This is a genomic window from Mycolicibacterium confluentis (genome assembly GCF_010729895.1).
Lineage (GTDB): Bacteria > Actinomycetota > Actinomycetes > Mycobacteriales > Mycobacteriaceae > Mycobacterium > Mycobacterium confluentis.
Genome location: NZ_AP022612.1, coordinates 5,610,102 through 5,634,287, shown reverse-complemented (window position 1 = coordinate 5,634,287; position 24,186 = coordinate 5,610,102). Strand labels below are relative to the sequence as shown.

At 68.8% G+C, this 24,186-nt stretch carries 16 protein-coding genes; 12 read left to right on the top strand and 4 right to left on the bottom strand.

Annotation, left to right across the window (positions count from 1 at the left end; genetic code table 11):
• Window positions 1–62 precede the first annotated feature (62 nt).
• From gjpA (G6N34_RS26385) to gjpA (G6N34_RS26375), 3 genes are all read left to right on the top strand, one after another.
• Window positions 63–1,526, top strand: coding sequence for an outer membrane porin GjpA (gjpA, locus tag G6N34_RS26385; protein WP_085154202.1), 1,464 nt, complete (start codon window positions 63–65; stop codon window positions 1,524–1,526).
• Window positions 1,527–1,787: 261 nt separating this feature from the next.
• Window positions 1,788–3,170: an outer membrane porin GjpA gene (gjpA, locus tag G6N34_RS26380; protein ID WP_085154200.1), complete on the top strand. Its 1,383-nt coding sequence runs from the start codon at window positions 1,788–1,790 to the stop codon at window positions 3,168–3,170.
• A 151-nt stretch (window positions 3,171–3,321) separates the two neighbouring features.
• Window positions 3,322–4,686, top strand: coding sequence for an outer membrane porin GjpA (gene gjpA, locus G6N34_RS26375; RefSeq protein ID WP_085154199.1), 1,365 nt, complete (start codon window positions 3,322–3,324; stop codon window positions 4,684–4,686).
• A gap of 169 nt (window positions 4,687–4,855) precedes the next feature.
• Here gjpA (G6N34_RS26375) and G6N34_RS26370 read toward each other — a convergent pair whose 3' ends face one another.
• Window positions 4,856–5,290: a pyridoxamine 5'-phosphate oxidase family protein gene (locus G6N34_RS26370; protein WP_085154197.1), complete on the bottom strand. Its 435-nt coding sequence runs from the start codon at window positions 5,288–5,290 to the stop codon at window positions 4,856–4,858.
• Window positions 5,291–5,418: 128 nt separating this feature from the next.
• On the opposite strand from G6N34_RS26370, the gene G6N34_RS26365 reads away from it, so the two are divergent.
• Window positions 5,419–5,661, top strand: a complete 243-nt coding sequence (locus G6N34_RS26365; protein ID WP_085154195.1) for a hypothetical protein — start codon at window positions 5,419–5,421, stop codon at window positions 5,659–5,661.
• A gap of 1 nt (window position 5,662) precedes the next feature.
• Here G6N34_RS26365 and G6N34_RS26360 read toward each other — a convergent pair whose 3' ends face one another.
• On the bottom strand, window positions 5,663–6,139 hold the full coding sequence (locus G6N34_RS26360; protein ID WP_085154194.1) for a carboxymuconolactone decarboxylase family protein: 477 nt from the start codon (window positions 6,137–6,139) through the stop codon (window positions 5,663–5,665).
• A gap of 47 nt (window positions 6,140–6,186) precedes the next feature.
• Here G6N34_RS26360 and pdxR point away from each other — a divergent pair, with 47 nt between their 5' ends.
• Window positions 6,187–7,608, top strand: coding sequence for a MocR-like pyridoxine biosynthesis transcription factor PdxR (pdxR, locus tag G6N34_RS26355; protein WP_085154192.1), 1,422 nt, complete (start codon window positions 6,187–6,189; stop codon window positions 7,606–7,608).
• A 3-nt stretch (window positions 7,609–7,611) separates the two neighbouring features.
• On the opposite strand, the gene G6N34_RS26350 is transcribed toward pdxR, so the two are convergent.
• The gene (locus G6N34_RS26350; protein WP_085154190.1) at window positions 7,612–8,232 is read right to left on the bottom strand and encodes an HD domain-containing protein; all 621 of its coding nucleotides are present in this window, start codon (window positions 8,230–8,232) and stop codon (window positions 7,612–7,614) included.
• Window positions 8,233–8,272: 40 nt separating this feature from the next.
• On the opposite strand from G6N34_RS26350, the gene G6N34_RS26345 reads away from it, so the two are divergent.
• The 7 genes from G6N34_RS26345 to G6N34_RS26315 all read left to right on the top strand — a co-directional run bounded on the left by G6N34_RS26345 (window position 8,273) and on the right by G6N34_RS26315 (window position 22,630).
• Entirely contained in the window at window positions 8,273–8,686 is a 414-nt protein-coding gene (locus G6N34_RS26345) for a GtrA family protein (protein WP_085154188.1), read from the top strand.
• Window positions 8,687–8,742: 56 nt separating this feature from the next.
• A complete protein-coding gene (locus G6N34_RS26340) occupies window positions 8,743–10,113 on the top strand; it encodes a decaprenylphosphoryl-beta-D-ribose oxidase (protein WP_085154187.1) in 1,371 nt (456 codons plus the stop codon).
• Window positions 10,114–10,878, top strand: coding sequence for a decaprenylphospho-beta-D-erythro-pentofuranosid-2-ulose 2-reductase (locus G6N34_RS26335; RefSeq protein ID WP_085154185.1), 765 nt, complete (start codon window positions 10,114–10,116; stop codon window positions 10,876–10,878).
• Between the two features lies 1 nt (window position 10,879).
• The gene (locus G6N34_RS26330; RefSeq protein ID WP_085154183.1) at window positions 10,880–12,748 is read left to right on the top strand and encodes a galactan 5-O-arabinofuranosyltransferase; all 1,869 of its coding nucleotides are present in this window, start codon (window positions 10,880–10,882) and stop codon (window positions 12,746–12,748) included.
• Window positions 12,748–15,993, top strand: a complete 3,246-nt coding sequence (locus tag G6N34_RS26325) for an arabinosyltransferase domain-containing protein (RefSeq protein WP_085154182.1) — start codon at window positions 12,748–12,750, stop codon at window positions 15,991–15,993. Before G6N34_RS26330 ends, G6N34_RS26325 begins: the two co-directional genes overlap by 1 nt.
• Before the next feature lie 182 nt (window positions 15,994–16,175).
• Window positions 16,176–19,421 (top strand): arabinosyltransferase domain-containing protein, encoded by a 3,246-nt coding sequence (locus G6N34_RS26320; RefSeq protein ID WP_085154180.1) that lies wholly within the window; start codon window positions 16,176–16,178, stop codon window positions 19,419–19,421.
• Window positions 19,418–22,630, top strand: coding sequence for an arabinosyltransferase domain-containing protein (locus G6N34_RS26315; RefSeq protein ID WP_085154488.1), 3,213 nt, complete (start codon window positions 19,418–19,420; stop codon window positions 22,628–22,630). The genes G6N34_RS26320 and G6N34_RS26315 overlap by 4 nt, the downstream gene beginning before the upstream one ends.
• A gap of 140 nt (window positions 22,631–22,770) precedes the next feature.
• Here the strand turns inward: G6N34_RS26315 and G6N34_RS26310 are convergent, their stop codons facing one another.
• Window positions 22,771–24,186, bottom strand: coding sequence for a phytoene desaturase family protein (locus tag G6N34_RS26310; RefSeq protein ID WP_085154486.1), 1,416 nt, complete (start codon window positions 24,184–24,186; stop codon window positions 22,771–22,773).

The following is a 24,186-nucleotide window of genomic DNA, read 5'->3' as shown; positions in this document are numbered from 1 at the left end:
TCTCAGCGGACTCTCAGCTACGTTGCGGCTGTCAATGATGACGCAACCGATAGGAGTTCGTTATGCAGGTTGGCCTTCGTCCGTATGCGACGGCTGGTATCGCCCTGGTGGGCGCCACCGCTATCGCGATGACTCCGGTGGCGCCACCGCTGCCCGACGTCGAAGTCGCATCGCCGCCCGTGGCGTTGTCGGCATCGATCAACCCAATCACCCCGTGGATCGACGTGTTCAACGCCACGTCCGCCAATGCCACGGCACTCACCAACAGCTACTTCAACGCGCCTTTCCCGGTCCTGCAGCAGCTCCTGGTCAACCAGTCCGACTACCTGCAACAGCTGCTCACCAACCCGGCGGACATCGGGAACGTCATCAGCCAGATCGGCCAGAACCTCCAGAACGCGATCAAGTACGCCACCTTCATCGGCCTCGACTCGGAGTCCGAGGCCGATCTCATGCTGATCGCCGGCAACAACGATCAGTGGCATTCGCTGATGGCCGCGTTCCTTCCGCTCTTCCTGCCGCCCGAGACTCCGGAGTGGGTTCCCACGCTGGTCAACCTCCTGGCATCGCCGGCAAGTGGGGTTCTGATCGGCCTGGTCGGCCCAGTCCTGAGTCCCGTGGTGGAGGCACTCAATGTCGTCCGCGACGTCGTGACCGCCGCGTCCTTCACCGACGCACTGCAGGTGCTGATCTCGGCGCCCGCCCGGGTGATCGGGTCGGTCCTCAACGGTTCCACCCTCAACCTCAACTTCCTGTTGCCCCTGATCTCCGGGGGCCTGCCGGAGGGCGTGGCCATCAACGGTTTGAGCTTCGGCTTCGGGGGGCTTCTCTCCACCGGGGGCACCTTCTTGGCCCCGGGCACCAACCCCGAAGAGCACCCCGAAGGGCTTCCCGGCATCGGGGGCTCAATCTTCAACTCCATCGGCCTCGATGTCGATGCGTCCGGTTTCGTTCTGAACATTGCGCCACGGCCGCTCGGCCCGCTGGCGGCTTTGACCAACCTGTCGCAGATGATCGCCGTCGCGCTGGGCTGGGACGGCACGGGCAACCCGCTGACCAAGTTCAAGTTCCCCACCATCGGCGCTCCGGAGGAGCCCGATGCCCCGGATCCGTCGCTGTTGCGGGCGGCCGACGACGATCCGGGCTCGGTACCCGAGCTGGAGTCGAAGGCGGCGCTGGTGTCCGTCAACACCGAGTCGTCCATCGAGAAGAAGGCGCCTGCGGCCCAGTCCTCTTCGAGCGTGGAGTCGGGTCTCGAGTCGAACGCCGAGGGTCCGGATTCGTCGCTGGTCGATCAGCTGACCGCGGAGAAGGACACGTCGGCCGCCGGAGGCTCCTCCACGGCCGCGGACAAGCCCAAGCCCGGCAAGAAGATCGCCGACGCCGTCAACCACGTGCGTGATCAGGCGAAGGCCGCTGTCGAGGGTGTGCGCGACAACATCAAGGCGGCCAAGGAGAAACGTGCCGAGAAGCGCGCCGAGCGCAAGGCAGCCAAGACCGCAGGCGCCTCGGACAGCAGTGAGTAGCTGACTCCGCACCGATAGACCAGTCGGCCCTCGCCATCATGGCGGGGGCCGACTGCTGTCCGGAACGTGCCGGTGAGCGCCCGCGTCGGTACGTGAACACGCCGTCCAGGGCGCACAAAGACGGCCGCTCGGCAGTTGGGGTTTCGCCGTCTACCGGCGGAGTCGTCCGCTCACTGGGAATTACTTCGATTTTCACATAAGTCAGCTTGTGTACATGTATGGTCCGTTTGTCCAGAACTGACTCTCTAGTAAGGAAGCTGAATGACAGCCCTGCGTTCCTACGCAACTGCCGGCGTCGCCCTGATGGGCGCCGGAGCCATCGCGATCACCCCGATCACCCCCACGCTGCCCACCGTGGAGGTGACCCATCCGGCGGTGCAGCTGTCGGCCGCGGTGGATCCGATCACCCCGTTGCGGGAGCTGTTCAACAACACGGAGGTCAACTTCGCCAGCCTGGTCAACACCTGGCTGGAGGCGCCGTCGCCGGTCCTGCAGCAGATCATCGTCAACCAGCTCACCTACCTCAGCGAGCTTCCCGACGTCGGGCTGATCCTCGACCAGATCGGCACGAACACGAAGGCCGCGCTGAACACGCTGGTCGCCGCGGACCTCGACGCCCTCACACCGACCGGGGCCGCGTTCTACGAGCTGATCCCGATGATCATGGAGCTGCCCCCCGAGCTCCAGCCGATCGTGGACTTCACCACGACGTACCTCAGCGGAGCGCTGATCGGGCTGGTCGGCCCAGTGCTGGCACCCGTGGTGGCCCTGGGGGCCAGCATCTCCTCGATCCTGGGCCAGCTGACGGCCGAGAATCCCGACCTCGGCGCGGCCGTCAACACGCTGATCAACATCCCGACCAAGATGGTCGACGCGTTCCTCAACGGCGGACAGACCGTCGATCTGACTCCGGTGCTCGAAGCCCTGGGTGTGCAGCTCGACATCGGCGGCGGCATCACCGCCAAGGTCGGCCTGACCCTGGGCGGGCTGCTGAGCCCGGGCGGAGCACTGCTCAACGCCCTCAGTCTGACGATGCTCGCCGACGGTGAGCCTATCGGCGACCTCCCGGGACAGGCGGTGGGCACGATCGGTTCGCTGGTCAGCCTCGCGCAGGCCATCGCCAAGGCGATCGGCTGGGACGGCACGGGCAACCCGCTGGCACCCGCCGACCCGGTGCCCTCCATCGCTCCGCTCACGGAACGTGCCGCCACCGACCCGGGCACGGTCCCGGCCGCGTTGCTGGATGCGCCCGCACCGAGCACGACCGTCGACCTCACCGACAGCACCGCCGGTGACGGCGCCGCCGGCGCCGACCTCACCAAGGTGACCCTCGTCAGCGACACCGAGGACAGCACCGACGCGCCGGCGCAGCCGGCCGCCGGCGACGCCGTGCAGGATGCGGTCAAGTCCGCGGGCCAGAAGGTGTCCGAGGCGATCTCCGACGCCGGCCGCACCCTCAAGGACCGCGCCGACAAGGCCGCAGAGAAGCGCGCCGAGAAGAAAGCGGAACGCGCCGAGAAGCGCGCCGAGAAGCAGGCCGAGCGGGCCGAGAAGCGCGCCGCCAAGCAGGCGGCGGGCAGTTCGGGCAGTTCGGGCAGCGCTGGCAGCTCGGGGAGCTCGGGCAGCTCGAGCAGCGAGGACTGAGCACGGCCCGGCCCGTGGCCCCCGCACGACGGGGGCCACGGGTCAGCCAGGCCAGCAGAGTATCCAGGAATTATTTCAAAACGCACATAACGCGGCTCATTTACAAGTAGCGTCCGTTTGTCCAGAACTGACTCTCCAGTAAGGAAGCCGAATGACAGCCCTGCGTTCCTACGCAACCGCCGGCGTCGCCCTGATGGGCGCCGGAGCCATCGCGATCACCCCGATCACTCCCAGCCTGCCCACCGTGGAGGTGTCCCATCCGGCGGTGCAGCTGTCGGCCGCGGTCGATCCGATCACCCCGTTGCGGGAGCTGTTCAACAACACCGAGGTCAATTTCGCCGGCCTGGTCAACACGTGGCTGGAGGCACCGGCCCCGATACTGCAGCAGATCGTCGTCAACCAGCTCACCTACCTCAGCGAGCTTCCCGACTTCGGACTGATCCTCGACCAGATCGGCACTAACGCGAAGAACGCGCTGAACACTTTGGTCGCCAAGGATCTCGAGGCGCTCACCCCCGGTGCCGCAGCGCTCTACGAGCTGATCCCCCTGGTCTTGCCGATGCCTCCCGAGCTCCAGCCGCTCGTGGACTTCACCACCAACTACCTCAGCGGAGTCCTGATCGGGCTGGTCGGCCCAGTGCTGGCACCCGTGGTGGCCCTGGGCGCCAGCATCTCCTCGATCGTGGCGGAGTTGACGTCCGAGAGTCCTGACCTCGCCGCAGCCGTCAACACACTGATCAACATCCCGACCAAGATGGTCGACGCGTTCCTCAACGGCGGGCAGAAGGTCGATCTGACTCCGGTGCTCGACGCGCTGGGCATCCACATCGACATCGGTGGCGGCGTCACCGCCGGAATCGGCCTGACCCTGGGCGGGCTGCTGAGCCAGGGCGGAACGCTGCTCAACGCCGTCGATATGACGCTCCTCATCGACGGTGTGCCGGTCGGCGGTATCGAAGGACAGTCGGTGGGCGCGATCGGTTCGCTCGTCGGGCTGACGAAGGCCATCGCCAAGGCGCTCGGCTGGGACGGCACGGGCAACCCGCTGGCACCCGCCGACCCGGTGCCCTCCATCGCTCCGCTCACCGAGCGCGCCGCCACCGATCCGGGCACCGTCCCGGCCGCGCTCCTGGATGCGCCTGCACCGAGCACACCCGTCGACCTCCCCGACAGCGCCGCCGGTGACGGCGCCACCGACACCGAGGCTGGCACCGACCTCGCCAAGGTGACCCTCGTCAGCGACACCGAGGAGACCTCCACCGACGCGCCGGCGCAGCCGGCCGCCGGCGATTCGCTGCAGGACGCGGTCACGTCCGCCGGTCAGAAGGTGTCCGAGGCGATCTCCGACGCCGGCCGCACCCTCAAGGACCGCGCCGACAAGGCCGCCGAGAAGCGCGCCGAGAAGAAAGCGGAACGCGCGGAGAAGCGCGCCGAGAAGCAGGCCGAGCGGGCCGAGAAGCGCGCCGAGCGCAAGGCCGCCAAGGCCGCCACGACCGCGGACAGCAGCAGTGAGTAACTGACTCCGCGCAGAGAGACCAGTCGGCCCTCGCCTCGCGGCGGGGGCCGACTGCTGTTCACAGGGGCGCGCGGCGAACGTGCGGGTTTGTACGCCAAAAGCGGCGTGTCGGCGTACAGACACGCGCGCTCGCGGGGGAACCGGCACCGCGCGCCGGGGGGACCAGGGGTCAGCTGGCGTAGTGGCTCGCATCGGGTTCGGGGCCGAACACGAACCGCCGGCCCGTGATTTCGGCCGGGGTGACCCGGATGAAGCGCTGCTTGAGCGTCGCGATCCAGGGATACAGACCCGCCTCCTCGGCGTCCTCAATCTCTGCGGCGCCGTAGAGCACCTCGGCGGTGCCGCGGACGATGACGCTCCAACCGCCGACCACGTTGTGATCGTCGGCCTCGAAGAGCACCTGATCGTTCATCACCGTGCTGAACAGCTTGGTGCCCTCCGCGCTGCGGAACAGGATTGTCCGGCACTGCACCACGTAGTTGACCGGAAAGATCTCTGCCCGCCCTGCGATCGTGGTGACCAGCCGACCCAGATGGACGCCGGAAAGCAGGTCCCAGCTCTCGTCCTCGGTCAGAGCGACGACGGGTTCGGATTCTGCGGTCATGCTGCCATTCTCGGGGAGCCGTGGAGGTTCCGCCAGGGTCGAGCGGCACCTGCGCAAGGCCCTATGACCTCAGATGCGTGAGTAGTCTGGGGAGCGGGTCGGACTTCTGCCGAAGGAGGGGACCATCGATGGGTTTCAAACGAGTTGCGGGCACCGTCCTGTGTGCGGGCGCGTTGAGCGCCGGCGCCCTCGGGGTGGGCCTGGGCACCGCACAGGCCGATGACGACTGGGTGCCGTGGGTGCCGAACATTCCGAACATCGACAGGATCCACTGGAACCCGCTGCCACCCGGACAGGTGAAACAGCTGTGTCCGTGGCACTCACCACCCGGTCATTGGATCGGCGGCCCGCACGGCATCCCCTGCACCTGAGTCACTTACGGCGCGGTGGCCGCACCCGGGTGGACACACTGAAGCGGTTCCACGAGTTGATCACGGTGATCAGTCCGATGACGTGCGCCAGCTCCTCGTCGGTGAACACCTCTGCGGCGCGCGCATAGACGTCGTCTGAGACGTGGCTGCCGCGGGTCAGGTCCGTCATCTCCTCGGTCAGCGCGAGCGCGGCCTGCTCCTTCTCGGTGAACAGGGACGCGGCCTCTTCCCACGCCGAGAGCAGGTAGATCCGCTGCTCGGTCTCGCCCTGTTTACGGGCGTCGTGGCTGTGCATGTCGAGGCAGAACGCGCAGTGGTTGAGCTGCGACGCCCTGATCTTGATCAACTCGGCGAGCGTGGGTTCGACGCCCTTCTCGGTGACGGCGCTGAACGCCAGCATGGCCTCGTAGATCTCGGGGGCGACCCGGTTGAGCTGGATGCGCTGGATGGGGGTGGCGGATTCGAGAACTGTTGTCATGCCTTCGACGCTAGGCCCGAAAAGGCCTACATCCATGGTTCAATTCGATGGTGATTTCACGGGCCAATTCCGTGGGTTCCGACCTGCATCTCGACCTGCGTGAGGCCATCACCCCCGGTGCCAGAGGAGTGCGCGAGACGCTGCTGTCGGCGTTGCGCGACGCGGCGCGGTCCGGAAGGTTGACGCCGGGCACCCGACTGCCGCCCTCACGCTCTCTGGCCACCGACCTCGGCGTGGCCCGCAACACCGTCGCCGACGTCTACGCCGAACTGGTGGCCGAAGGGTGGCTGGCGTCTCGCCAGGGCGCGGGCACCTGGGTGGTGAACCAGTCCCAATCCCCGGCGCCGCCCCGACTCCGGGGAGCGCCGGAATCTCCGCGGCACAACCTGCTGCCCGGTTCGCCCGACGTCGCGAGGTTCCCCCGAGCGGCATGGATCGCCTCGACCCGGCGGGCGCTCAACGGCGCCCCCACCGAGGCGCTGCGGATGGGCGATCCACGCGGTCGCATCGAATTGCGGAGCGCCCTCGCGGAATACCTCGCCCGTGCCCGCGGGGTTCGGGTGTCACCCGAGAACGTGCTGATCACCGCTGGCACCCGGCACTCGATCCAGGTGCTGACCCGGTTGTTCGGCCCGGCCGCGCAGATCGCGGTGGAGGCCTACGGACTCTTCATCTTCCGGGACTGCATCGCCGAGGCCGGTGGATCAACCACGCCGCTCGGATTCGACGAAATGGGTGTCGCTGTCAGCGATCTGGAAGCCCTGAGCAGTCCCGCAGTGCTCGTCACCCCGGCCCACCACTTCCCCCACGGAGTTCCGCTGCATCCCACCCGACGCACGGCGATCGTGGACTGGGCGCAGCGCAGCGGAGGCTACGTGCTCGAGGACGACTATGACGGCGAGTTCCGGTATGACCGTCAGCCCGTCGGCGCCCTGCAGAGTCTGGCCCCTCAACGGGTGATCTATCTGGGATCCGCGAGCAAGAGCCTGAGTCCGGTGCTTCGCCTCGGTTGGATGGTGCTCCCGACCGACCTGGTGGACGCCGCCGTGGCCGCGGCCGGTGGCGAGCAGTGGATGGTCAACGGCATCACCCAGCTCACCATGGCGGATTTCATCGCATCGGCCAACTACGACAAGCACATTCGCCGCATGCGCACCGAATACCGTCGCCGCCGCGACACTCTGGTGTCCCGGCTGGCACCGTTCGAAGCCGCGATCACCGTCAGCGGGCTCTCGGCGGGGCTGCACCTGCTGCTGATGCTGCCCGACGGCGCCGAACCCGAAATGCTGCGCCGGGCAGCCGAAGCCGGGGTCGGCATCGCCAGCCTGTCCCGGCTGCGGCATCCGTTGGCGGACAACGCAGTTCCACGTCCCGATGGGGTGGTGGTCAACTTCGGCACGCCCGCCGAGCATGCGTTCCCGAGTGCCGTCGACGCGTTGTGCGACGTGCTCGCCGAGACGATTCACTGAACCTCAGCTCAGCGACTCCAACTCCGCGGCAAGATTCTCCCGCGCCGCCTGCTCCCACCGTTCCCGGGCCGTAACGGTCCGGTACAGGTGCGGTGCGGCCAGCAGCGACCGGATGATGCGGGCCCGCCCGGCCCGGAAGTCCGCCTCGGGCACGTGCGCGTACTCCGCACGCACCGCGGCCGAGTTGCGCTGATAGTCCGCGCGCGGCAGCGCCAGCACCGCCAGATCCGCATCCGAGAGCACCGCGCCGTTGCTGTCGTCCGCCGCGGGGTTGTGCTCGACGGTCATCCGGATCAGCCGGCCCACCTCCGCGACGAACTCGGCGGGCAGGCCCAGCGCCGACAGAGACTGCTCGGCCATGACCGCGCTGAGTTCCTCGTCATCGGATCTCCCGGCGTAGACCGCGTCGTGGTACCAGGCGGCCAGGCGGACCGCGTCGGGATCCTCAGCCAGCTGCTCGAGGTCGTCGATCGCGCTCAGCACGCCGCGCAGGTGCTCGAGGTCGTGGTAGCGCCGGTGCGGTTCGGCCCAGCACGCGAGCAGGGCCTGACCGGCCGCGTCGACGTTGGGCGATGTCGTGTGCGGCGCCAGCAGCGCCCGCCACGCCCGGACCAGATCCTCCACGCGCCCATTGTTGCAACACCGGGGTCGTAAGCTTCCCGCGATGGCCGAGACAGCTTCCGATGACACCCGCCTGAGCCTGAAGACCCAGGTGCTGCGCTTCCTGCTCACCGGAGGGCTGTCCGCGATCGTGGACTTCGGGCTCTACGTCGCGCTGCTGGCGCTCGGCCTGCACGTCAACCTCGCAAAGACGCTGAGCTTCATCGCGGGCACCACCACGGCCTACCTCATCAACCGTCGGTGGACGTTCCAGGCGCCGCCCAGCCGGGCCCGGTTCATCGCGGTCATGGCGCTGTACGCGCTCACCTACGCGGTCCAGATCGGCATCAACTACCTCTTCTATCTCAAATTCGCGGGTCAGCCGTGGCAGGTGCCGGTCGCCTTCGTCATCGCGCAGGGCACCGCGACCGTCATCAACTTCGTCGTCCAGCGTGCGGTGATCTTCCGCCTGCACTGACGTCGGAGAATCTCGGCGGGGTGGACTGGCGAGCACGCGCGGTACCCTTGCCAGCGATGTCCACCCTCACGACGCAGCGCCTCACGGGCTGGGGACGCACCGCTCCCTCAGTGGCCCAGGTGCTGTCCACCCCAGACCCCGCGGAGATCGCGAGCGCGGTCACACGGGCCGCCGAGGCCTCCGATCGCGGCGTCATCGCCCGCGGATTGGGCCGTTCCTACGGCGACAACGCCCAGAACGGCGGCGGCCTGGTCGTCGACATGACCGCGCTGCACACCATCCACTCGATCAGCTCCGACGACGCCATGGTCGACGTCGACGCCGGCGTCAACCTCGACCAGTTGATGAAGGCCGCGCTGCCGTTCGGGCTGTGGGTGCCGGTGCTGCCGGGCACCCGCCAGGTCACCGTCGGCGGCGCGATCGCCTGCGACATCCACGGCAAGAACCATCACAGCGCCGGAAGCTTCGGCAACCACGTGCGCTCGATGGATCTGCTGACGGCCTCCGGCGAGATCCTGCACCTGACGCCGGACGGCGAACATTCCGACGTCTTCTGGGCCACCGTGGGCGGCAACGGCCTGACCGGCATCATCCTGCGTGCCACCATCGAGATGACCCGCACCGAGAGCGCGTACTTCATCGCCGACGGCGACGTCACCGCGAGCCTCGAGGAGACCATCGCCTTCCACAGTGACGGCAGTGAGTCCAACTACACCTACTCCAGTGCCTGGTTCGACGCCATCAGCGCGCCACCGAAGCTGGGTCGCGCGGCCATCTCCCGGGGGTCGCTGGCCACGCTCGACCAGTTGCCCGCCAAGTTGGCTCGCAACCCGTTGAAATTCGATGCGCCGCAACTGCTCACGCTGCCCGACATGTTCCCCAACGGGCTGGCCAACAAGTACACGTTCGGCCCCATCGGCGAACTCTGGTACCGGAAATCGGGGACGTACCGCAACAAGGTGCAGAACCTGACGCAGTTCTATCACCCGCTGGACATGTTCGGGGAGTGGAACCGGGCGTACGGACCCGCCGGTTTCCTGCAGTACCAGTTCGTGGTGCCGACGGAGGCCGTCGAGGAGTTCAAGCGCATCATCGGCGACATCCAGGCTTCCGGCCACTACTCGTTCCTCAACGTGTTCAAGCTTTTCGGCCCGGGAAACAAAGCGCCACTGAGCTTTCCGATTCCGGGCTGGAACGTGTGCGTCGACTTCCCGATCAAGGCCGGACTGGGCGAGTTCGTGCACGAACTCGACCGCCGGGTGCTGGAGTTCGGCGGTCGCCTGTACACCGCCAAGGACTCCCGGACCACCGCCGAGACCTTCCACGCCATGTACCCGCGCATCGATGAATGGATCAAGGTGCGCCGCAGTGTCGATCCCGACGGGGTCTTCATGTCCGACATGGCCCGACGTTTGGAGCTGCAGTAGATGGTGTTCGACGCCGTGGGCAACCCACAGACGATCCTCCTGCTCGGAGGCACCTCCGAGATCGGCCTGGCGATCTGCGAGCGGTACCTGAAGAATCAGCCGGCCCGAATCGTGCTGGCGGCCCTGCCGAATGACCCCGGCCGTGAGGCCGCCGTCGCGCAGATGCAGGCCGCGGGCGCCAAGTCCGTGGAACTGATCGACTTCGACGCCGTCGACACCGACAGCCATCCCGGCGTGATCGACGCGGCGTGGGCCGACCACGAGGTCGATGTCGCGATCGTCGCGTTCGGCCTGCTCGGCGATGCCGAAGAACTGTGGCAGAACCAGCGCAAGGCCGTGCAGATCGCCGAGATCAACTACACCGCAGCGGTTTCGGTGGGTGTCCTGGTCGGCGAGAAGATGCGCGCCCAGGGACACGGGCAGATCATCGCGATGAGCTCGGCGGCCGGCGAGCGGGTCCGGCGGTCCAACTTCGTGTACGGCTCCACCAAGGCCGGGCTCGACGGGTTCTATCTGGGCCTCGGAGAGGCGCTGCGCGAGTACGGCGTTCGCGTCCTGGTGATCCGGCCGGGGCAGGTGCGCACGCGGATGAGCGCGCACGTCAAGGAGGCCCCGCTGACCGTCGACAAGGAGTACGTCGCCGATCTTGCGGTCACCGCCTCAGCCAAGGGCAAGGACCTGGTTTGGGCGCCCGGCGCGTTCCGCTACGTCATGATGATCCTGCGCCACATTCCCCGTCCCATCTTCCGCAAGCTGCCCATCTGACATGAAGAGCGCGCTTTCGAGCGCCGGCCGCATGCTGCTGGCGACGGCGATCGCCGTCGCCGTCTGCGCGCTGGCGCTGATCGCGATCAGCCGTGTCGACTGGCCCGCCTTCCCGTCGAGCAATCAACTGCATGCGCTGACCACGGTCGGTCAATTCGGCTGTCTGGCAGCCCTGCTCGCCGCCGGCTGGCTGTGGCGCCGCGGCAGGCGCGTCGTCGCGCAGTTGACCGCGGTCGTGTTCCTGGCCGGATTTGTGATCGCGACCCTGGGCATGCCGCTGGGCGCCACCAAGCTCTACCTGTTCGGGATCTCGGTCGATCAGCAGTTCCGCACCGAGTACCTGACCCGGCTCACCGACAGCGCGGCGCTGCGCGACATGACCTACGCGGGCCTGCCGCCGTTCTACCCGCCGGGCTGGTTCTGGCTGGGCGGCCGCGCGGCCGCACTGACCGGGACTCCCGGCTGGGAGATGTACAAGCCGTGGGCCATCACCTCGATCGCGGTCGCGGTCGTGCTGGCCTTCGTGCTGTGGACCGCGCTGGTGCGCTTCGAGTACGCGCTGATCGTCACGATCACCACGGCCGCGGTGACGCTGGCCTACGCCTCCCCCGAGCCCTACAGCGCAATCGTCACGGTGCTGCTGCCCCCGGTTCTGGTGCTGGCGTGGTCGGGCCTGAGGGCGGGCCAACGGGTTGACGGATCAGGCCGGGGTTGGGCCGCGATCGTCGGCGTCGGGGTGTTCCTCGGTGTGACCGCGACGTTCTACACGCTGCTGCTCGGACTGGCCGCGCTGACCGTGACCGTGATGGCCGTGGTGGTCGCGATCGCGCGGCGCAGTGTCGAACCGCTGCTGCGACTGACCGTCGCCGGCGTGATCGCACTGGCGATCGCAGCGATCACCTGGCTCCCCTTCGTGCTGCGCGCGCTGCGTGACCCGATGTCGGACACCGGCAGCGCCCAGCACTACCTGCCCGCCGACGGCGCGGTGCTGACCTTCCCCATGCTGCAGTTCTCACTGCTCGGGGCGCTGTGCCTGCTGGGCACCGTCTGGCTGATCGTCCGCGCGAGGTCCTCGGTGCGAGCCGGAGCGCTGGCGATCGGCGTGCTGACGGTCTATCTGTGGTCGCTGCTGTCCATGCTGACGACGCTGGCCGGCACCACGCTGTTGTCGTTCCGCCTGCAGCCGACCCTGACCACGCTGCTGGCCGCGGCCGGCGCCTTCGGGTTCATCGAGGTCACCCTCGCTGCGGCGAAGCGGTGGAATCGTGCGCTGATCCCCGTCGCGGCCGTCATCGGCATCGCCGGCGGCATGGCGTTCAGCCAGGACATCCCCGACACACTGCGACCCGACCTGGCCGTGGCCTACACCGACACCGACGGATACGGGCAGCGCGGCGACCGCAGGCCCCCCGCCTCGGAGAAGTACTACGCCGAGATCGACAAGGCGATCATCGAGGCCACCGGACAGCCCCGCGACGAGACCGTGGTGCTGACCGCCGACTACAGCTTCCTGTCGTTTTACCCCTACCTCGGCTTCCAGGGCCTGACCTCGCACTACGCCAACCCCCTCGCGCAGTTCGACGACCGCGCCGCGGCGATCGAGTCCTGGTCCGATCTCGACGACGCCGAGGCCTTCGTCAAGGCCCTCGATGAGTTGCCGTGGGAGCCGCCGACGGTCTTCCTCATGCGCCGCGGCGCGGGCACGGGATCGGGCAGCACCTACACGCTGCGCCTGGCCGAGGACGTCTACCCCAATCAGCCCAACGTCCGGCGCTACACCGTCGAACTGGACTCCGCGCTGTTCGACGAACCGCACTTCACCACGCAGACCATCGGACCGTTCGTGCTGGCGATCAGGAACCAGCGCTGATGGACACGACGCAGCGCCAATTACCATCTAGGTCCGTGGAGGACGTGGCACCCAAGTATCGAGTGGCGCGCAACGTCGCCGTGCTCGCCGGCCTGCTCGGCGTTCTGCTGGCCATCGCCACGCCATTCCTGCCGGTCAAGCAGACCACCGCCGAATTGAACTGGCCGCAGAACGGCGAGTTCGGCAGTGTCACCGCACCCCTGATCTCCTACGTCCCCACCGACATGGAGATCAGCGTGCCCTGCCAGGCGGCAGCCGGGCTGACGGGCAACCGCACCGTGCTGTTGTCCACCGTGCCCAAGCAGGCGCCCAAGGCCGTCGACCGCGGTCTGCTCATCGAGCGCACCAACGGCAACCTCAACGTCGTCGTGCGCAACACCCCGGTCGTGGTCGCGCCCATGAGCGCGGTGCTCAGCCCCCAGTGCGAGCGGTTGACGTTCACCGCGCACGCCGACAAGATCACGGCGGAGTTCGTCGGCCTGACCGAGGCGCAGGGCATCGACGCCACGCCCGACGACCCGGACGCACCGCTGGCCGGGGAGCGCGGCGGCTACGACTTCCGGCCCCAGATCGTCGGCGTCTTCACCGACCTGACGGGTCCCGCGCCGCCGGGCCTGAGCCTGTCGGCCACGATCGACTCCCGCTACAGCACCGCCCCGACCACGCTCAAGCTCGTCGTGATGATCCTCGGCCTGCTGATGACCGTGGCCGCGCTGATCGCGCTGCACGTGCTCGACACCGCCGACGGCATGCGGCACCGCCGGTTCCTCCCGTCGCGCTGGTGGTCGCTGTCGGGTCTGGACGCGCTGGTGGCCGCGGTCCTGGTGTGGTGGCACTTCGTCGGCGCCAACACCTCCGACGACGGCTACATCCTGACCATGGCGCGGGTGTCGGAGGACGCCGGCTACATGGCCAACTACTACCGCTGGTTCGGCACGCCGGAGGCGCCGTTCGGCTGGTACTACGACCTGCTGGCGCTGTGGTCGCACGTGTCCACCGCGAGCATCTGGATGCGGCTGCCAACCCTGCTGATGGCGCTGGCCTGCTGGTGGGTCATCAGCCGCGAGGTCATCCCACGCCTGGGCACGGCGGTCAAGCACAGCACGGCCGCCTGCTGGACCGCGGCCGGCATGTTCCTGGCGTTCTGGCTGCCCCTGAACAACGGACTGCGTCCCGAACCGATCATTGCCCTCGGCATCCTGTTGACCTGGTGCTCGGTCGAGCGTGCGGTCGCCACGAGCCGACTGCTGCCGGTCGCCGTCGCCTGCATCCTCGGCGCGCTGACGCTGTTCTCCGGCCCCACCGGCGTCGCATCGATCGGCGCGCTGCTGGTGGCCATCGGGCCGCTGCGGACCATCCTGCGTCGCCGTTCCGGCCAGTTCGGACTGCTGCCACTGCTGGCGCCGCTGGCCGCCGCCGTCACGGTCACCGCGATCCTGATCTTCCGCGACCAGACGTTCGCCGCCGAGATCCAGGCGAGCTCCTTCAAGTCGCTGATCGGCCCCAGCCTGAGCTGGTTCGACGAGCACACGCGCTACGAGCGACTGTTCCTGGCCACCCCCGACGGTTCGGTGGCGCGCCGTTTCGCGGTGCTGGCACTGCTGGCGGCGCTCGGCGTCTCGATTGCGATGTCGCTGCGCAAGGGCCGCATTCCGGGCACCGCGGCCGGGCCCAGCCTGCGCATCATCGGCATCACGATCATCTCGTTCCTGGCGCTGATGCTCACGCCCACCAAGTGGACCCACCACTTCGGGGTGTTCGCGGGCCTGGCCGGTTCGCTCGGCGCGCTGGCCGCGGTGGCGGTGACGGCCTACGCCATGAAGTCGCGGCGCAACCGCACGATCTTCGGTGCCGTCGTGCTGTTTGTCATGGCGCTGTCGTTCGCCAGCGTCAACGGCTGGTGGTACGTCTCCAACTTCGGTGTGCCCTGGTCCAACGAGTTCCCCGAGTGGCGCTTCGGCTTCACGACGTTCCTGCTCGGACTCTCGCTGCTGACACTGATCCTGGCCGTCTACTTCCACTTCTCCGCGCGCGGTGACAAACCGTGGCGCCCCACGCGAGCGGGCCGAATCCTGCACTCGCCGTTGGCCCTTGCGGCCTGGGCGCTGGTGATCTTCGAGGTGCTGTCGCTGACGCTGGGAATGACCGCGCAGTACCCGGCGTGGTCGGTGGGCCGATCCAACCTCGACGCGCTGGTCGGCAGGACGTGCGGGCTGGCCGACGACGTGATGGTCGAACAGGACCCCAACGTCGGCCTGCTGTCCCCCGTCGACGTTCCGGTCGGCGAAGCGCTGGGCTCGGTGGCCTCGGTCGGCTTCTCCCCCAACGGGATTCCGTCCGACGTCTCCCCGGACGCGGTGTCCGATCAGCCCGGCAGCGACAACTTCGCCAACACCGACGCAGGCGACGACACCGAGAGCGAGCCCGGCACCGAGGGCGGGACGACGGCGGCCGCCGGGGCCAACGGATCCCGGGCCCGGCTGCCCTACGGCCTGGACCCCGCACTCACCCCGGTGCTCGGCAGCTGGCGAGCGGGCATCCAGCAGCCCGCCGTGATGCGCTCGGCCTGGTACCGGCTCCCGCCGCGCGACGAGGCGGGCCCCCTGCTGGTGGTCTCCGCCGCCGGTCGCTTCGACCCGGGTGAAGTGGTGGTTCAGTGGGCCACCGACGAGCAGGCCGAGCAGAACAAGCCCGGCGGGTCGGTCGGCTTCGCCGACGTCGGCGGGGCGCCGTCCTGGCGCAACCTGCGCGCGCCACTGGCCGCCATTCCGCGCGACGCCACCCAGATCCGGATCGCGGCCACCGACGACGACCTGGCCCCACAGCACTGGATCGCCCTGACTCCGCCGCGGATCCCGCAACTGCAGACGCTGCAGACCGTGGTCGGCTCGCAGGACCCCGTGATGCTGGACTGGCTGGTGGGGCTCGCGTTCCCGTGCCAGCGTCCGTTCGGACACCGCAACGGCGTCACCGAGGTGCCCAAGTGGCGCATCCTGCCCGACCGCTTCGGCGCCGAGGCCAACTCGCCCGTCATGGACTACCTGGGCGGCGGCCCGCTGGGCATCACCGAACTGCTGTTCCGCGCCGAGTCCGTGCCCACGTATCTGAAGGGCGACTGGTTCCGGGACTGGGGTTCGCTGCAGCGCCTGGTGCAGTTCTATCCGGGCGCCACCCCTGCGGACATCGACCTCGGGTCGGCGGTGCGCAGCGGGCTGTGGAGTCCGGCGCCCCTGCGCCCGTCCTAACCCTCGCGTAACCCCTCTCGCCGAGACTGCTGGGACTGCGAAGATCGCCGTCAGATTTCGCAGTCACCGCAGTTTCGGCGTCGGGGAAGGACGTCTTAGCGTGCGAGGCGCGTGTCCCAGCCCACCCGGCGCGCCGCACGCGTCGTCACCCCACACAGGCCCGTCGCATACCATCGACCCTCGTGCCAGACCTCCGCATCGCCCGCCTGATCGCTGTCGTCGCGGGCATCGCCGGGGTGCTGCTGTGCGGACTGGTTCCGCTCCTGCCGGTGAAGCAGACGACCGCCACGATCACATGGCCGCAGGCCCCCGCCGCCGACGGCAACGTCAGTGATGTCACTGCTCCTCTGGTGTCCGGCGCGCCCCTGGCCCTCGACGTCTCCATTCCGTGCCGCGCCGTGGCGAGCCTGCCGCCGACCGGTGGTGTCGTGTTCTCCACGATCCCCGCCCGTGGCATCGACGCCAGCCGCAACGGCCTGTTCGTGCGCGCCAACGCCGAGACCGTGTTCGTGGCTTTCCGCGACTCCGTGGCCGTCGCCGCACCGCGTGAGCAGGTGGACTCCGGGGCCTGCAGCGCGCTGCACATCTGGGCCAACCTGGGCGGGGTCGGCGCGGACTTCGTCGGCATCCCGGGGGCCGTCGGCACCCTGCCGATCGAGAAGAAGCCCCAGGTCGCCGGCCTGTTCAGTGACCTGAAGGTGCCCGCGGAGCCGGGCCTGAGCGCCCGCGTCGACATCGACACCCGCTTCATCAGCTCACCCACGACCGTCAAGCTGCTCGCGATGGTGCTGGGCGTGGTGTGCGTGATCGGCTCGATCGTCGCGCTGGCGCTGCTGGACCGCCGCTCCGGACGCCGCGTCGTCCACGCGTGGCGACGCTTCGTGCGCGTCGGCGTGGCCACCTGGCTCGCCGACGTCGGCGTGATCGGCACGCTGCTGCTGTGGCACCTGATCGGCGCGACGTCATCGGACGACGGCTACAACACGACCATCGCGCGGATCTCCGACGAGGCCGGCTACAGCGCCAACTACTTCCGCTACTTCGGCGCCACCGAGGCCCCGTTCGACTGGTACCAGTCGGTGCTGGCCCAACTCGCGGCCATCAGCACGCACGGCGTGTGGCTGCGCCTGCCCGCCACCCTGGCCGGCATCGCGACCTGGCTGATCCTGTCCCGCTGGGCTCTGCCCCGCCTGGGTCGGGCGCTGGCCGTCAACCGCGTCACCATGTGGACCGCCGGCGCGGTCTTCCTCGCGGCGTGGCTGCCGTTCAACAACGGCCTGCGGCCCGAACCGCTGATCGCGTTCGGCGCGCTGGCCACCTGGGCCCTGGTCGAGAACGCCATTGGCACGCGCCGGCTCTGGCCTGCGGCCGTCGCGATCATCGTCGCGGTGTTCAGCGTGACACTTGCGCCGCAGGGTCTGATCGCGGTGGCCCCGCTGCTGGTCGGGGCGCGGGCGGTGGCCCGCATCATCGGTGCCCGCCGGCCCGTCGACGGCCTGCTGGCCCAGCTTGCGCCGCTGGTCGCGGCCTTGTCTCTGATCTTCGTTGTGATCTTCCGCGACCAGACCCTGGCGACCGTCGCAGAGTCGGCCCGCATCAAGTACGTCGTCGGCCCGACCATCGCCTGGTACCAGGACTTCCTGCGGTACTACTTCCTGACCGTCGAGGAGAGCGTCGACGGTTCGATGACCCGGCGCTTCGCGGTCCTGATTCTGCTGCTGTGCCTGTTCGGCATGCTGACGGTGCTGCTGCGACGCGGCGGGGTGCCGGGTGCGGCCAACGGGCCGGTGTGGCGGCTGATCGGCAGCACCGCGGTCGGCCTGCTGCTGCTGACCTTCACGCCCACCAAGTGGGCGATCCAGTTCGGCGCGTTCGCCGGGTTGGCCGGTGCGCTGGGCGCCGTCACGGCGTTCGCGTTCGCCCGCGTCGGCCTGCACAGCCGACGCAACCTGGCGCTGTACGTGACCGCGCTGCTGTTCGTGCTGGCGTGGGCCACCTCGGGTATCAACGGCTGGTTCTACACCGGCAACTACGGCGTGCCGTGGTTCGACAAGCAGCCCGTCCTGGCCGGGCAGCCCGTCACGACGATGTTCCTGATGCTCGCGATCGTCACGGGCCTGCTGGCCGCGTGGCTGCACTTCCGGATCGACTACGCGGGCGAAACCGAGGTCAAGAACACCCGCCGCAACCGCGTGCTGGCCTCGACCCCGCTGCTCGTGGTGGCCGTCATCATGGTCGTGCTCGAGGTCGGTTCGATGGCCAAGGGCTTCGTCCAGCGCTACCCCGTCTACACCACCGCCAAGGCCAACATCTCAGCGCTGACGAACGCCAACAGCTGCGCCATGGCCGACGACGTCCTGGTCGAAGCCGACACCAACGCGGGCCTCCTCACGCCGGTCCCGGGCCAGAAGTTCGGCGAGTACGGTCCGCTCGGCGGCGAGGACCCCGTCGGATTCACCCCCAACGGCGTCAACGACACGCTGGAACCGGCCGAACCGGTCGTCGGCAACCCCGGCACGGTGAACTCCGACGGCGCGCCGGACAAGCCGAACATCGGCGTCGGCTACGCGGCAGGCACCGGCGGCGGCTACGGACCGGAAGGCGTCAACGGCTCCCGGGTGTTCCTGCCGTTCGGCCTCGACCCGCAGCGCACCCCTGTGATGGGCAGCTACGGCGAGAACACCGTCGCCGCCAAGGCCACCTCGGCCTGGTACGAACTGCCCGCCCGCACGCCGGAACGACCCCTGGTCACGATGGCCGCCGCGGGCGCCATCTGGTCCTACGACGAAGAGCACGCGTTCAACTACGGGCAGTCGCTCAAGGTGCAGTGGGGTGTGCGCAACCCCGACGGCAGCTTCACCGCGCTGTCCGAGAGCCAACCCATCGACGTCATCCCCCAGAAGGCCTGGCGCAACCTGCGCTTCCCGCTCGCCTGGGCGCCGCCGGAGGCCAACGTGGTGCGCGTGGTCGCCGACGATCCCAACCTGTCCGAAGATCAGTGGTTCGCGTTCACGCCGCCGCGCGTGCCGGTGCTGCAGACCGCCAGTGAGTTCCTGGGTTCGCAGACCCCGGTGCTGATGGACATCGCCACGGCGGCCAACTTCCCCTGTCAGCGTCCGTTCTCCGAGCACCTCGGAGTCGCCGAACTGCCGGAGTACCGGATCTTGCCCAACTTCAAGCAGGTGGTCGTGTCGTCCAACCAGTGGCAGTCCGCCCAGGACGGCGGCCCCTTCCTGTTCATCCAGGCGCTGCTGACCACGTCATCCGTGCCGTCCTATCTGCGCGACGACTGGTATCGCGACTGGGGTTCGATTGAACGGTTCATCCGCGTGGTTCCCGCCGAGCAGGCGCCGAACGCCGTGATCGACACCGGCATCGAGCGCGTGTTCGGGTGGTACCGCACCGGTCCGATCAGGGCCCTGCCATGACCGCCGTCACGACCGCGCCCGCCGCGCGCGATGCGTCCCGCGACGTCACCGTGGCCCGTTGGGTCGCGATCGTCGCCGGCCTGATCGGCTTCGTCCTGTCCGTGGCCACGCCCCTGCTGCCGGTGGTGCAGACCACCGCGACGCTGAACTGGCCCCAGGGCGGGCAGTTCAGCAACGTCACCGCACCCCTGATCTCGCAGGCGCCGGTGACCCTGACGGCCACGATCCCGTGCCAGGTGATCGGCGATCTGCCGCCCTCGGGCGGACTGGTCCTGGGCACCGCACCCGCGAAGGGCAAGCAGGCCGCGCTCAACGCACTACTGGTCAGCGCGACCGCCCAGCGCGTGGACGTCACCGACCGCAACGTCGTGATCGCCAGCGTGCCCCGGTCCCGGGTGCTGTCGCCGGAGTGCCAACGCATCGAGATCACGTCGTCGGAGGAGGGCACCTACGCGACGTTCGTGGGCCTGAAGAAGGCCGACGGCAGCGAGCAGAAGTCCGGGTTCCCCGATCCGAACCTGCGTCCCGCGATCGTCGGGGTGTTCACTGACCTGACCGGACCGGCCGCGGAGGGCATCTCGTTCTCGGCCGACATCGACACCCGCTTCTCCACCGCGCCGACACCGCTCAAGCTCGCCGCGATCCTGCTGGCGATCACCGCGACCGTGATCGCGCTGCTGGCACTGTGGCGGTTGGACCGCCTCGACGGGCGCCGCATGCAACGGCTGATCCCCACCCGCTGGCGGACCTTCACCCTGGTCGACGCGACGGTGATCAGCGCGTTCCTGGTCTGGTACATCGGCGGAGCCAACTCGTCGGACGACGGCTACATCCTGGGTATGGCCCGGGTCGCCGACCATGCGGGCTACATGTCGAACTACTTCCGTTGGTTCGGCAGCCCGGAGGACCCCTTCGGCTGGTACTACAACCTGCTGGCGCTCATGACCCACGTCAGCGACGCCAGCATCTTCATCCGGCTGCCCGACCTGGTGTGCTCGCTGATCTGCTGGCTGCTGCTGTCCCGCGAGGTGCTGCCCCGGTTGGGGCCCGCCGTGGTGGCCAGCCGGCCTGCGCTGTGGACGGCCGGGCTGGTGCTGCTGGCCGCGTGGATGCCGTTCAACAACGGTCTGCGGCCCGAAGGCCAGATCGCGACCGGTGCCCTGATCACCTACGTGCTGATCGAGCGGGCGATCAGTTCGGGCCGGCTCACCCCGGCGGCGCTGGGCATCATCACCGCGGCGTTCACCCTGGGCATCCAGCCGACGGGTCTGATCGCGGTCGCGGCGCTGGTGGCCGCGGGCCGTCCCATCCTGCGCATCCTCATGCGCCGTCGCCGAGTTGTGGGCATCTGGCCGCTGCTGCTGCCGCTGCTGGCGGCCGGAACCGTGGTGCTGACCATCGTCTTCGCCGACCAGACACTGGCAACGGTGTTGGAGGCCACCAGGATTCGCACCGCGATCGGTCCCAGCCAGGAGTGGTACACCGAGAACCTGCGCTACTACTACCTGATCCTGCAGACGGTCGACGGTTCGGTGTCGCGGCGGTTCGGCTTCATGATCACCGCACTGTCGCTGTTCACCGCGATGTTCATCATGCTGCGCCGCAAGCGGGTTCCCGGTGTGGCCCGCGGGCCGGTCTGGCGACTGATGGGAATCATCTTCGCGACCATCTTCTTCCTGATGTTCACCCCCACCAAGTGGGTGCACCACATGGGCCTGTTCGCGGCTGTGGGTGCGGCCGTGGCGGCGCTGGCGACCGTCCTGGTCTCGCCGGCGGTGCTGCGATGGGCCCGCAACCGGGTGGCGTTCCTGGCCGCGCTGTCGTTCGTCATGGCGCTGTGCTGGGCGTCGACCAACGGTTGGTGGTACGTCTCGACCTTCGGCGTCCCGTTCAACAACGACGTCCCGGCCATCGGCGGGATCACGGTCAGCACACTGTTCTTCGCGCTGTTCGTGGTGTTCGCGGTGTACGCGGCATGGCTGCACTTCGCACCGCGCGATCGAGGCAATGGAAAGATCACCCGGGCGCTGACCACCGCTCCGATCCCGATCGCGGCCGGCTTCATGGTGCTGGCGTTCATCGCCTCGATGGGCATCGGCGCGATCCGGCAGTACCCCACCTACTCGAACGCCTGGGCCAACCTGCGCGCATTCAACGGCGGCTGCGGGATGGCCGACGACGTGCTGGTGGAACCCGACCCCAACGACGGTTTCCTGACCCCGCTCGGCACCGGGTTCGGGCCGCTCGGAGCGTTGGGCGGCGAAGAGCCGGTGGGCTTCTCGCCCAACGGAGTTCCTGAGCACATCGTCGCCGAGTCGATCCGGTTGAACAATCCGAAGCCGGGCAGCGACTACGACTGGGATCAACCGGTCAAGCTCAGCCGCCCGGGCGTCAACGGCTCCACGGTGCCGCTGCCCTACGGGCTGGATCCGCGCCGGGTGCCGGTGGCCGGCAGCTACACCGAGGGCCCGCAGCAGCCGAGCACGCTGACCTCGGCCTGGTACGAGCTTCCGCCGCCCGACGACGCCCATCCCCTGGTGGTGGTGACCGCCGCGGGCACCATCACCGGCAACAGCGTCGCCAAGGCCCGCACCGAGGCCCAGGCGGTGGAGTTGGAGTACGGCCGCACCGGACCGGACGGGCAACCCGTTCCCGCCGGCCGGCTGACGCCGTACGACGTCGGTCCGACGCCGTCGTGGCGCAATCTGCGCTACCCGCGCAGCCAGATCCCGGCCGACGCGACCTTCGTCCGCGTGGTCGCCGACGACGGTTCGCTGAGCAAGGGCGACTGGGTCGCGGTGACCCCGCCGCGCGTGCCCGAACTGCGTTCGGTGCAGGAGTACGTCGGATCGGACCAGCCCGTGATGATGGACTGGGCTGTGGGACTGGTGTTCCCGTGCCAGCAGCCGATGCTGCACGCCAACGGTGTCACCGAGGTTCCGCGCTTCCGGATCAGCCCGGACTACCTCGCCAAGCTGCAGAGCACCGACACCTGGCAGGACGGCATGAACGGCGGCCTGCTGGGCGTCAGCGACCTGCTGCTGCGGGCCCATGTCATGGCGACCTACCTGTCTCGCGACTGGGGTCAGGACTGGGGCTCGCTGCGCAGGTTCGACACCATCGTCGACGCGACGCCCGCGGAGATCGACCTCGGTGAGGCCACGCGTTCGGGGCTGTGGAAGTCCGGGCACATCCGGATCAAGCCGTGACCGTCCGTTTCTGAGCTGCTCAGCGTGCGGGTTTGTACGCCGCACCTCGGCGTGTTGCGTACAGACCCGCACGCTCGCGGGAAAGGGTGGGGGCGCTCGCGGGAAAGGGTGGGGGCGCTCGCGGGAAAGGGTGCGGGCGCTCAGTGCTGCAGGTGCTTGAGCGCGTAGGCCGCGGCGTTGGCCCCGCACATGCCGTGCGCTCCCGGCCCCGGCGGGGTGGCCGCCGAACAGATGTACATGCCCGGCACGCCTAAGGCGTACGGCGACAACGTGGTTCGCGGGCCGAACGCCAAATGGCGAAGATCCTTGGCGCCGGTGTTGATGTCGCCGCCAACGTAGTTGGGGTTGTAGACCGACATCTCCGTCGTCGACCGGACGGCCTGCCCGACGATCCGGTCCCGCACTCCGGGCGCGAAGCGTTCGATCTGGGCGATGATCGCCTCGGTCGCATCCCCGGAATACCCGTTGGGCACATGGGCATACGTCCACAGTGGATGCACATCACCCGCGGAACGTTGCGGATCGGCCAGATACTGCTGGCCCACCAGGACGAAGGGGCGGTCCGGCATGCGGCCGGCGCTGATGTCCCGTTCGGTCTCCGCGACCTCGTCGAAGTCGCCGCCGAGATGCACGGTGCCCGCTCGGCGAGTCCCCGGATTGGTCCAGGGCACTCCGCCTTCGACCGCGAAATCCACCTTGAACGCGCCGGGCCCGAAGCGGAATCGGCGAAACGCGCGCGCCACACGTCCCGGCAGACGGCCGCCAAGGATGTCGGCGACCGCGGGAGGTGCCAGGTCGAACATCGTGACGTCGGACGGCGGCAGGTCGCGGGCCGACGTCACCCGCACCCCGGTCTCGATCGCGCCGCCGAACTCGGTCAGAACCGCGACCAGTGCTCGCGCGATCGACCGCGTGCCGCCCGCCGCGACCGGCCACCCGTAGCGGTGTCCCGCGGTGAGGATGCCCAGGCCGATCGCCGACGTCAGCGGCCGGTGCAGGGGTTGAAAGGTGTGAGCGGCAACGCCTCCGAACAGGGCCCGAGCCTTCGTGGTGCGGAACACCCGGGCGAACACGGACGCCGGCAGCACCGTGGGTGCCCCGAACCGGGCCAGCGTCAACGGATGGCTCGGCAGTCTCAGCAACGGGCCCATGATGTCGTCGGCCAGCACATCGAAGCCCGCCGACGGACCCGCGAAGAGGGCCCGCCAGCGCCGCCCGTCGGCGCCGAGTCCGTCGGCGGTGTGCTCGACGCTGCGGTACAGCAGGCCCGCCTCGCCGTCGTCGAGGGGATGCGCGCAGTCGATGTCGGGCCAGCACCACTGCAGGCCATGGTCTTCGAGGTTCAACTCGGCCAGGAACTTCGACCCGACGGCCATCGGGTGGAAGGCCGCACAGTCGTCCTGCAGCAGTCCAGGCAGGATCGTCTCGTGCGAACGCAGGCCGCCACCGACCTCGTCGGCGGCTTCGAGCACCGTGACCTGAAGGCCCGCCCGCGCCAGAGCGATGGCCGCGGACAGTCCGTTGGGACCGCTGCCCACGACGGTGGCAGTGGGCAT

What these genes read in the sequence shown, in the direction of transcription:
- G6N34_RS26340 (WP_085154187.1), top strand. Translation starts at nt 8,743, where the DNA reads ATGTCCACCCTCACGACGCAGCGCCTCACGGGCTGGGGACGCACCGCT.
- G6N34_RS26310 (WP_085154486.1), bottom strand. Translation starts at nt 24,186, where the DNA reads ATGCCCACTGCCACCGTCGTGGGCAGCGGTCCCAACGGACTGTCCGCG.
- G6N34_RS26360 (WP_085154194.1), bottom strand. Translation starts at nt 6,139, where the DNA reads ATGACAACAGTTCTCGAATCCGCCACCCCCATCCAGCGCATCCAGCTC.
- G6N34_RS26335 (WP_085154185.1), top strand. Translation starts at nt 10,114, where the DNA reads ATGGTGTTCGACGCCGTGGGCAACCCACAGACGATCCTCCTGCTCGGA.
- G6N34_RS26330 (WP_085154183.1), top strand. Translation starts at nt 10,880, where the DNA reads ATGAAGAGCGCGCTTTCGAGCGCCGGCCGCATGCTGCTGGCGACGGCG.
- gjpA (WP_085154200.1), top strand. Translation starts at nt 1,788, where the DNA reads ATGACAGCCCTGCGTTCCTACGCAACTGCCGGCGTCGCCCTGATGGGC.
- G6N34_RS26345 (WP_085154188.1), top strand. Translation starts at nt 8,273, where the DNA reads ATGGCCGAGACAGCTTCCGATGACACCCGCCTGAGCCTGAAGACCCAG.
- G6N34_RS26315 (WP_085154488.1), top strand. Translation starts at nt 19,418, where the DNA reads ATGACCGCCGTCACGACCGCGCCCGCCGCGCGCGATGCGTCCCGCGAC.
- gjpA (WP_085154202.1), top strand. Translation starts at nt 63, where the DNA reads ATGCAGGTTGGCCTTCGTCCGTATGCGACGGCTGGTATCGCCCTGGTG.
- gjpA (WP_085154199.1), top strand. Translation starts at nt 3,322, where the DNA reads ATGACAGCCCTGCGTTCCTACGCAACCGCCGGCGTCGCCCTGATGGGC.
- G6N34_RS26370 (WP_085154197.1), bottom strand. Translation starts at nt 5,290, where the DNA reads ATGACCGCAGAATCCGAACCCGTCGTCGCTCTGACCGAGGACGAGAGC.
- G6N34_RS26365 (WP_085154195.1), top strand. Translation starts at nt 5,419, where the DNA reads ATGGGTTTCAAACGAGTTGCGGGCACCGTCCTGTGTGCGGGCGCGTTG.
- G6N34_RS26325 (WP_085154182.1), top strand. Translation starts at nt 12,748, where the DNA reads ATGGACACGACGCAGCGCCAATTACCATCTAGGTCCGTGGAGGACGTG.
- pdxR (WP_085154192.1), top strand. Translation starts at nt 6,187, where the DNA reads ATGGTGATTTCACGGGCCAATTCCGTGGGTTCCGACCTGCATCTCGAC.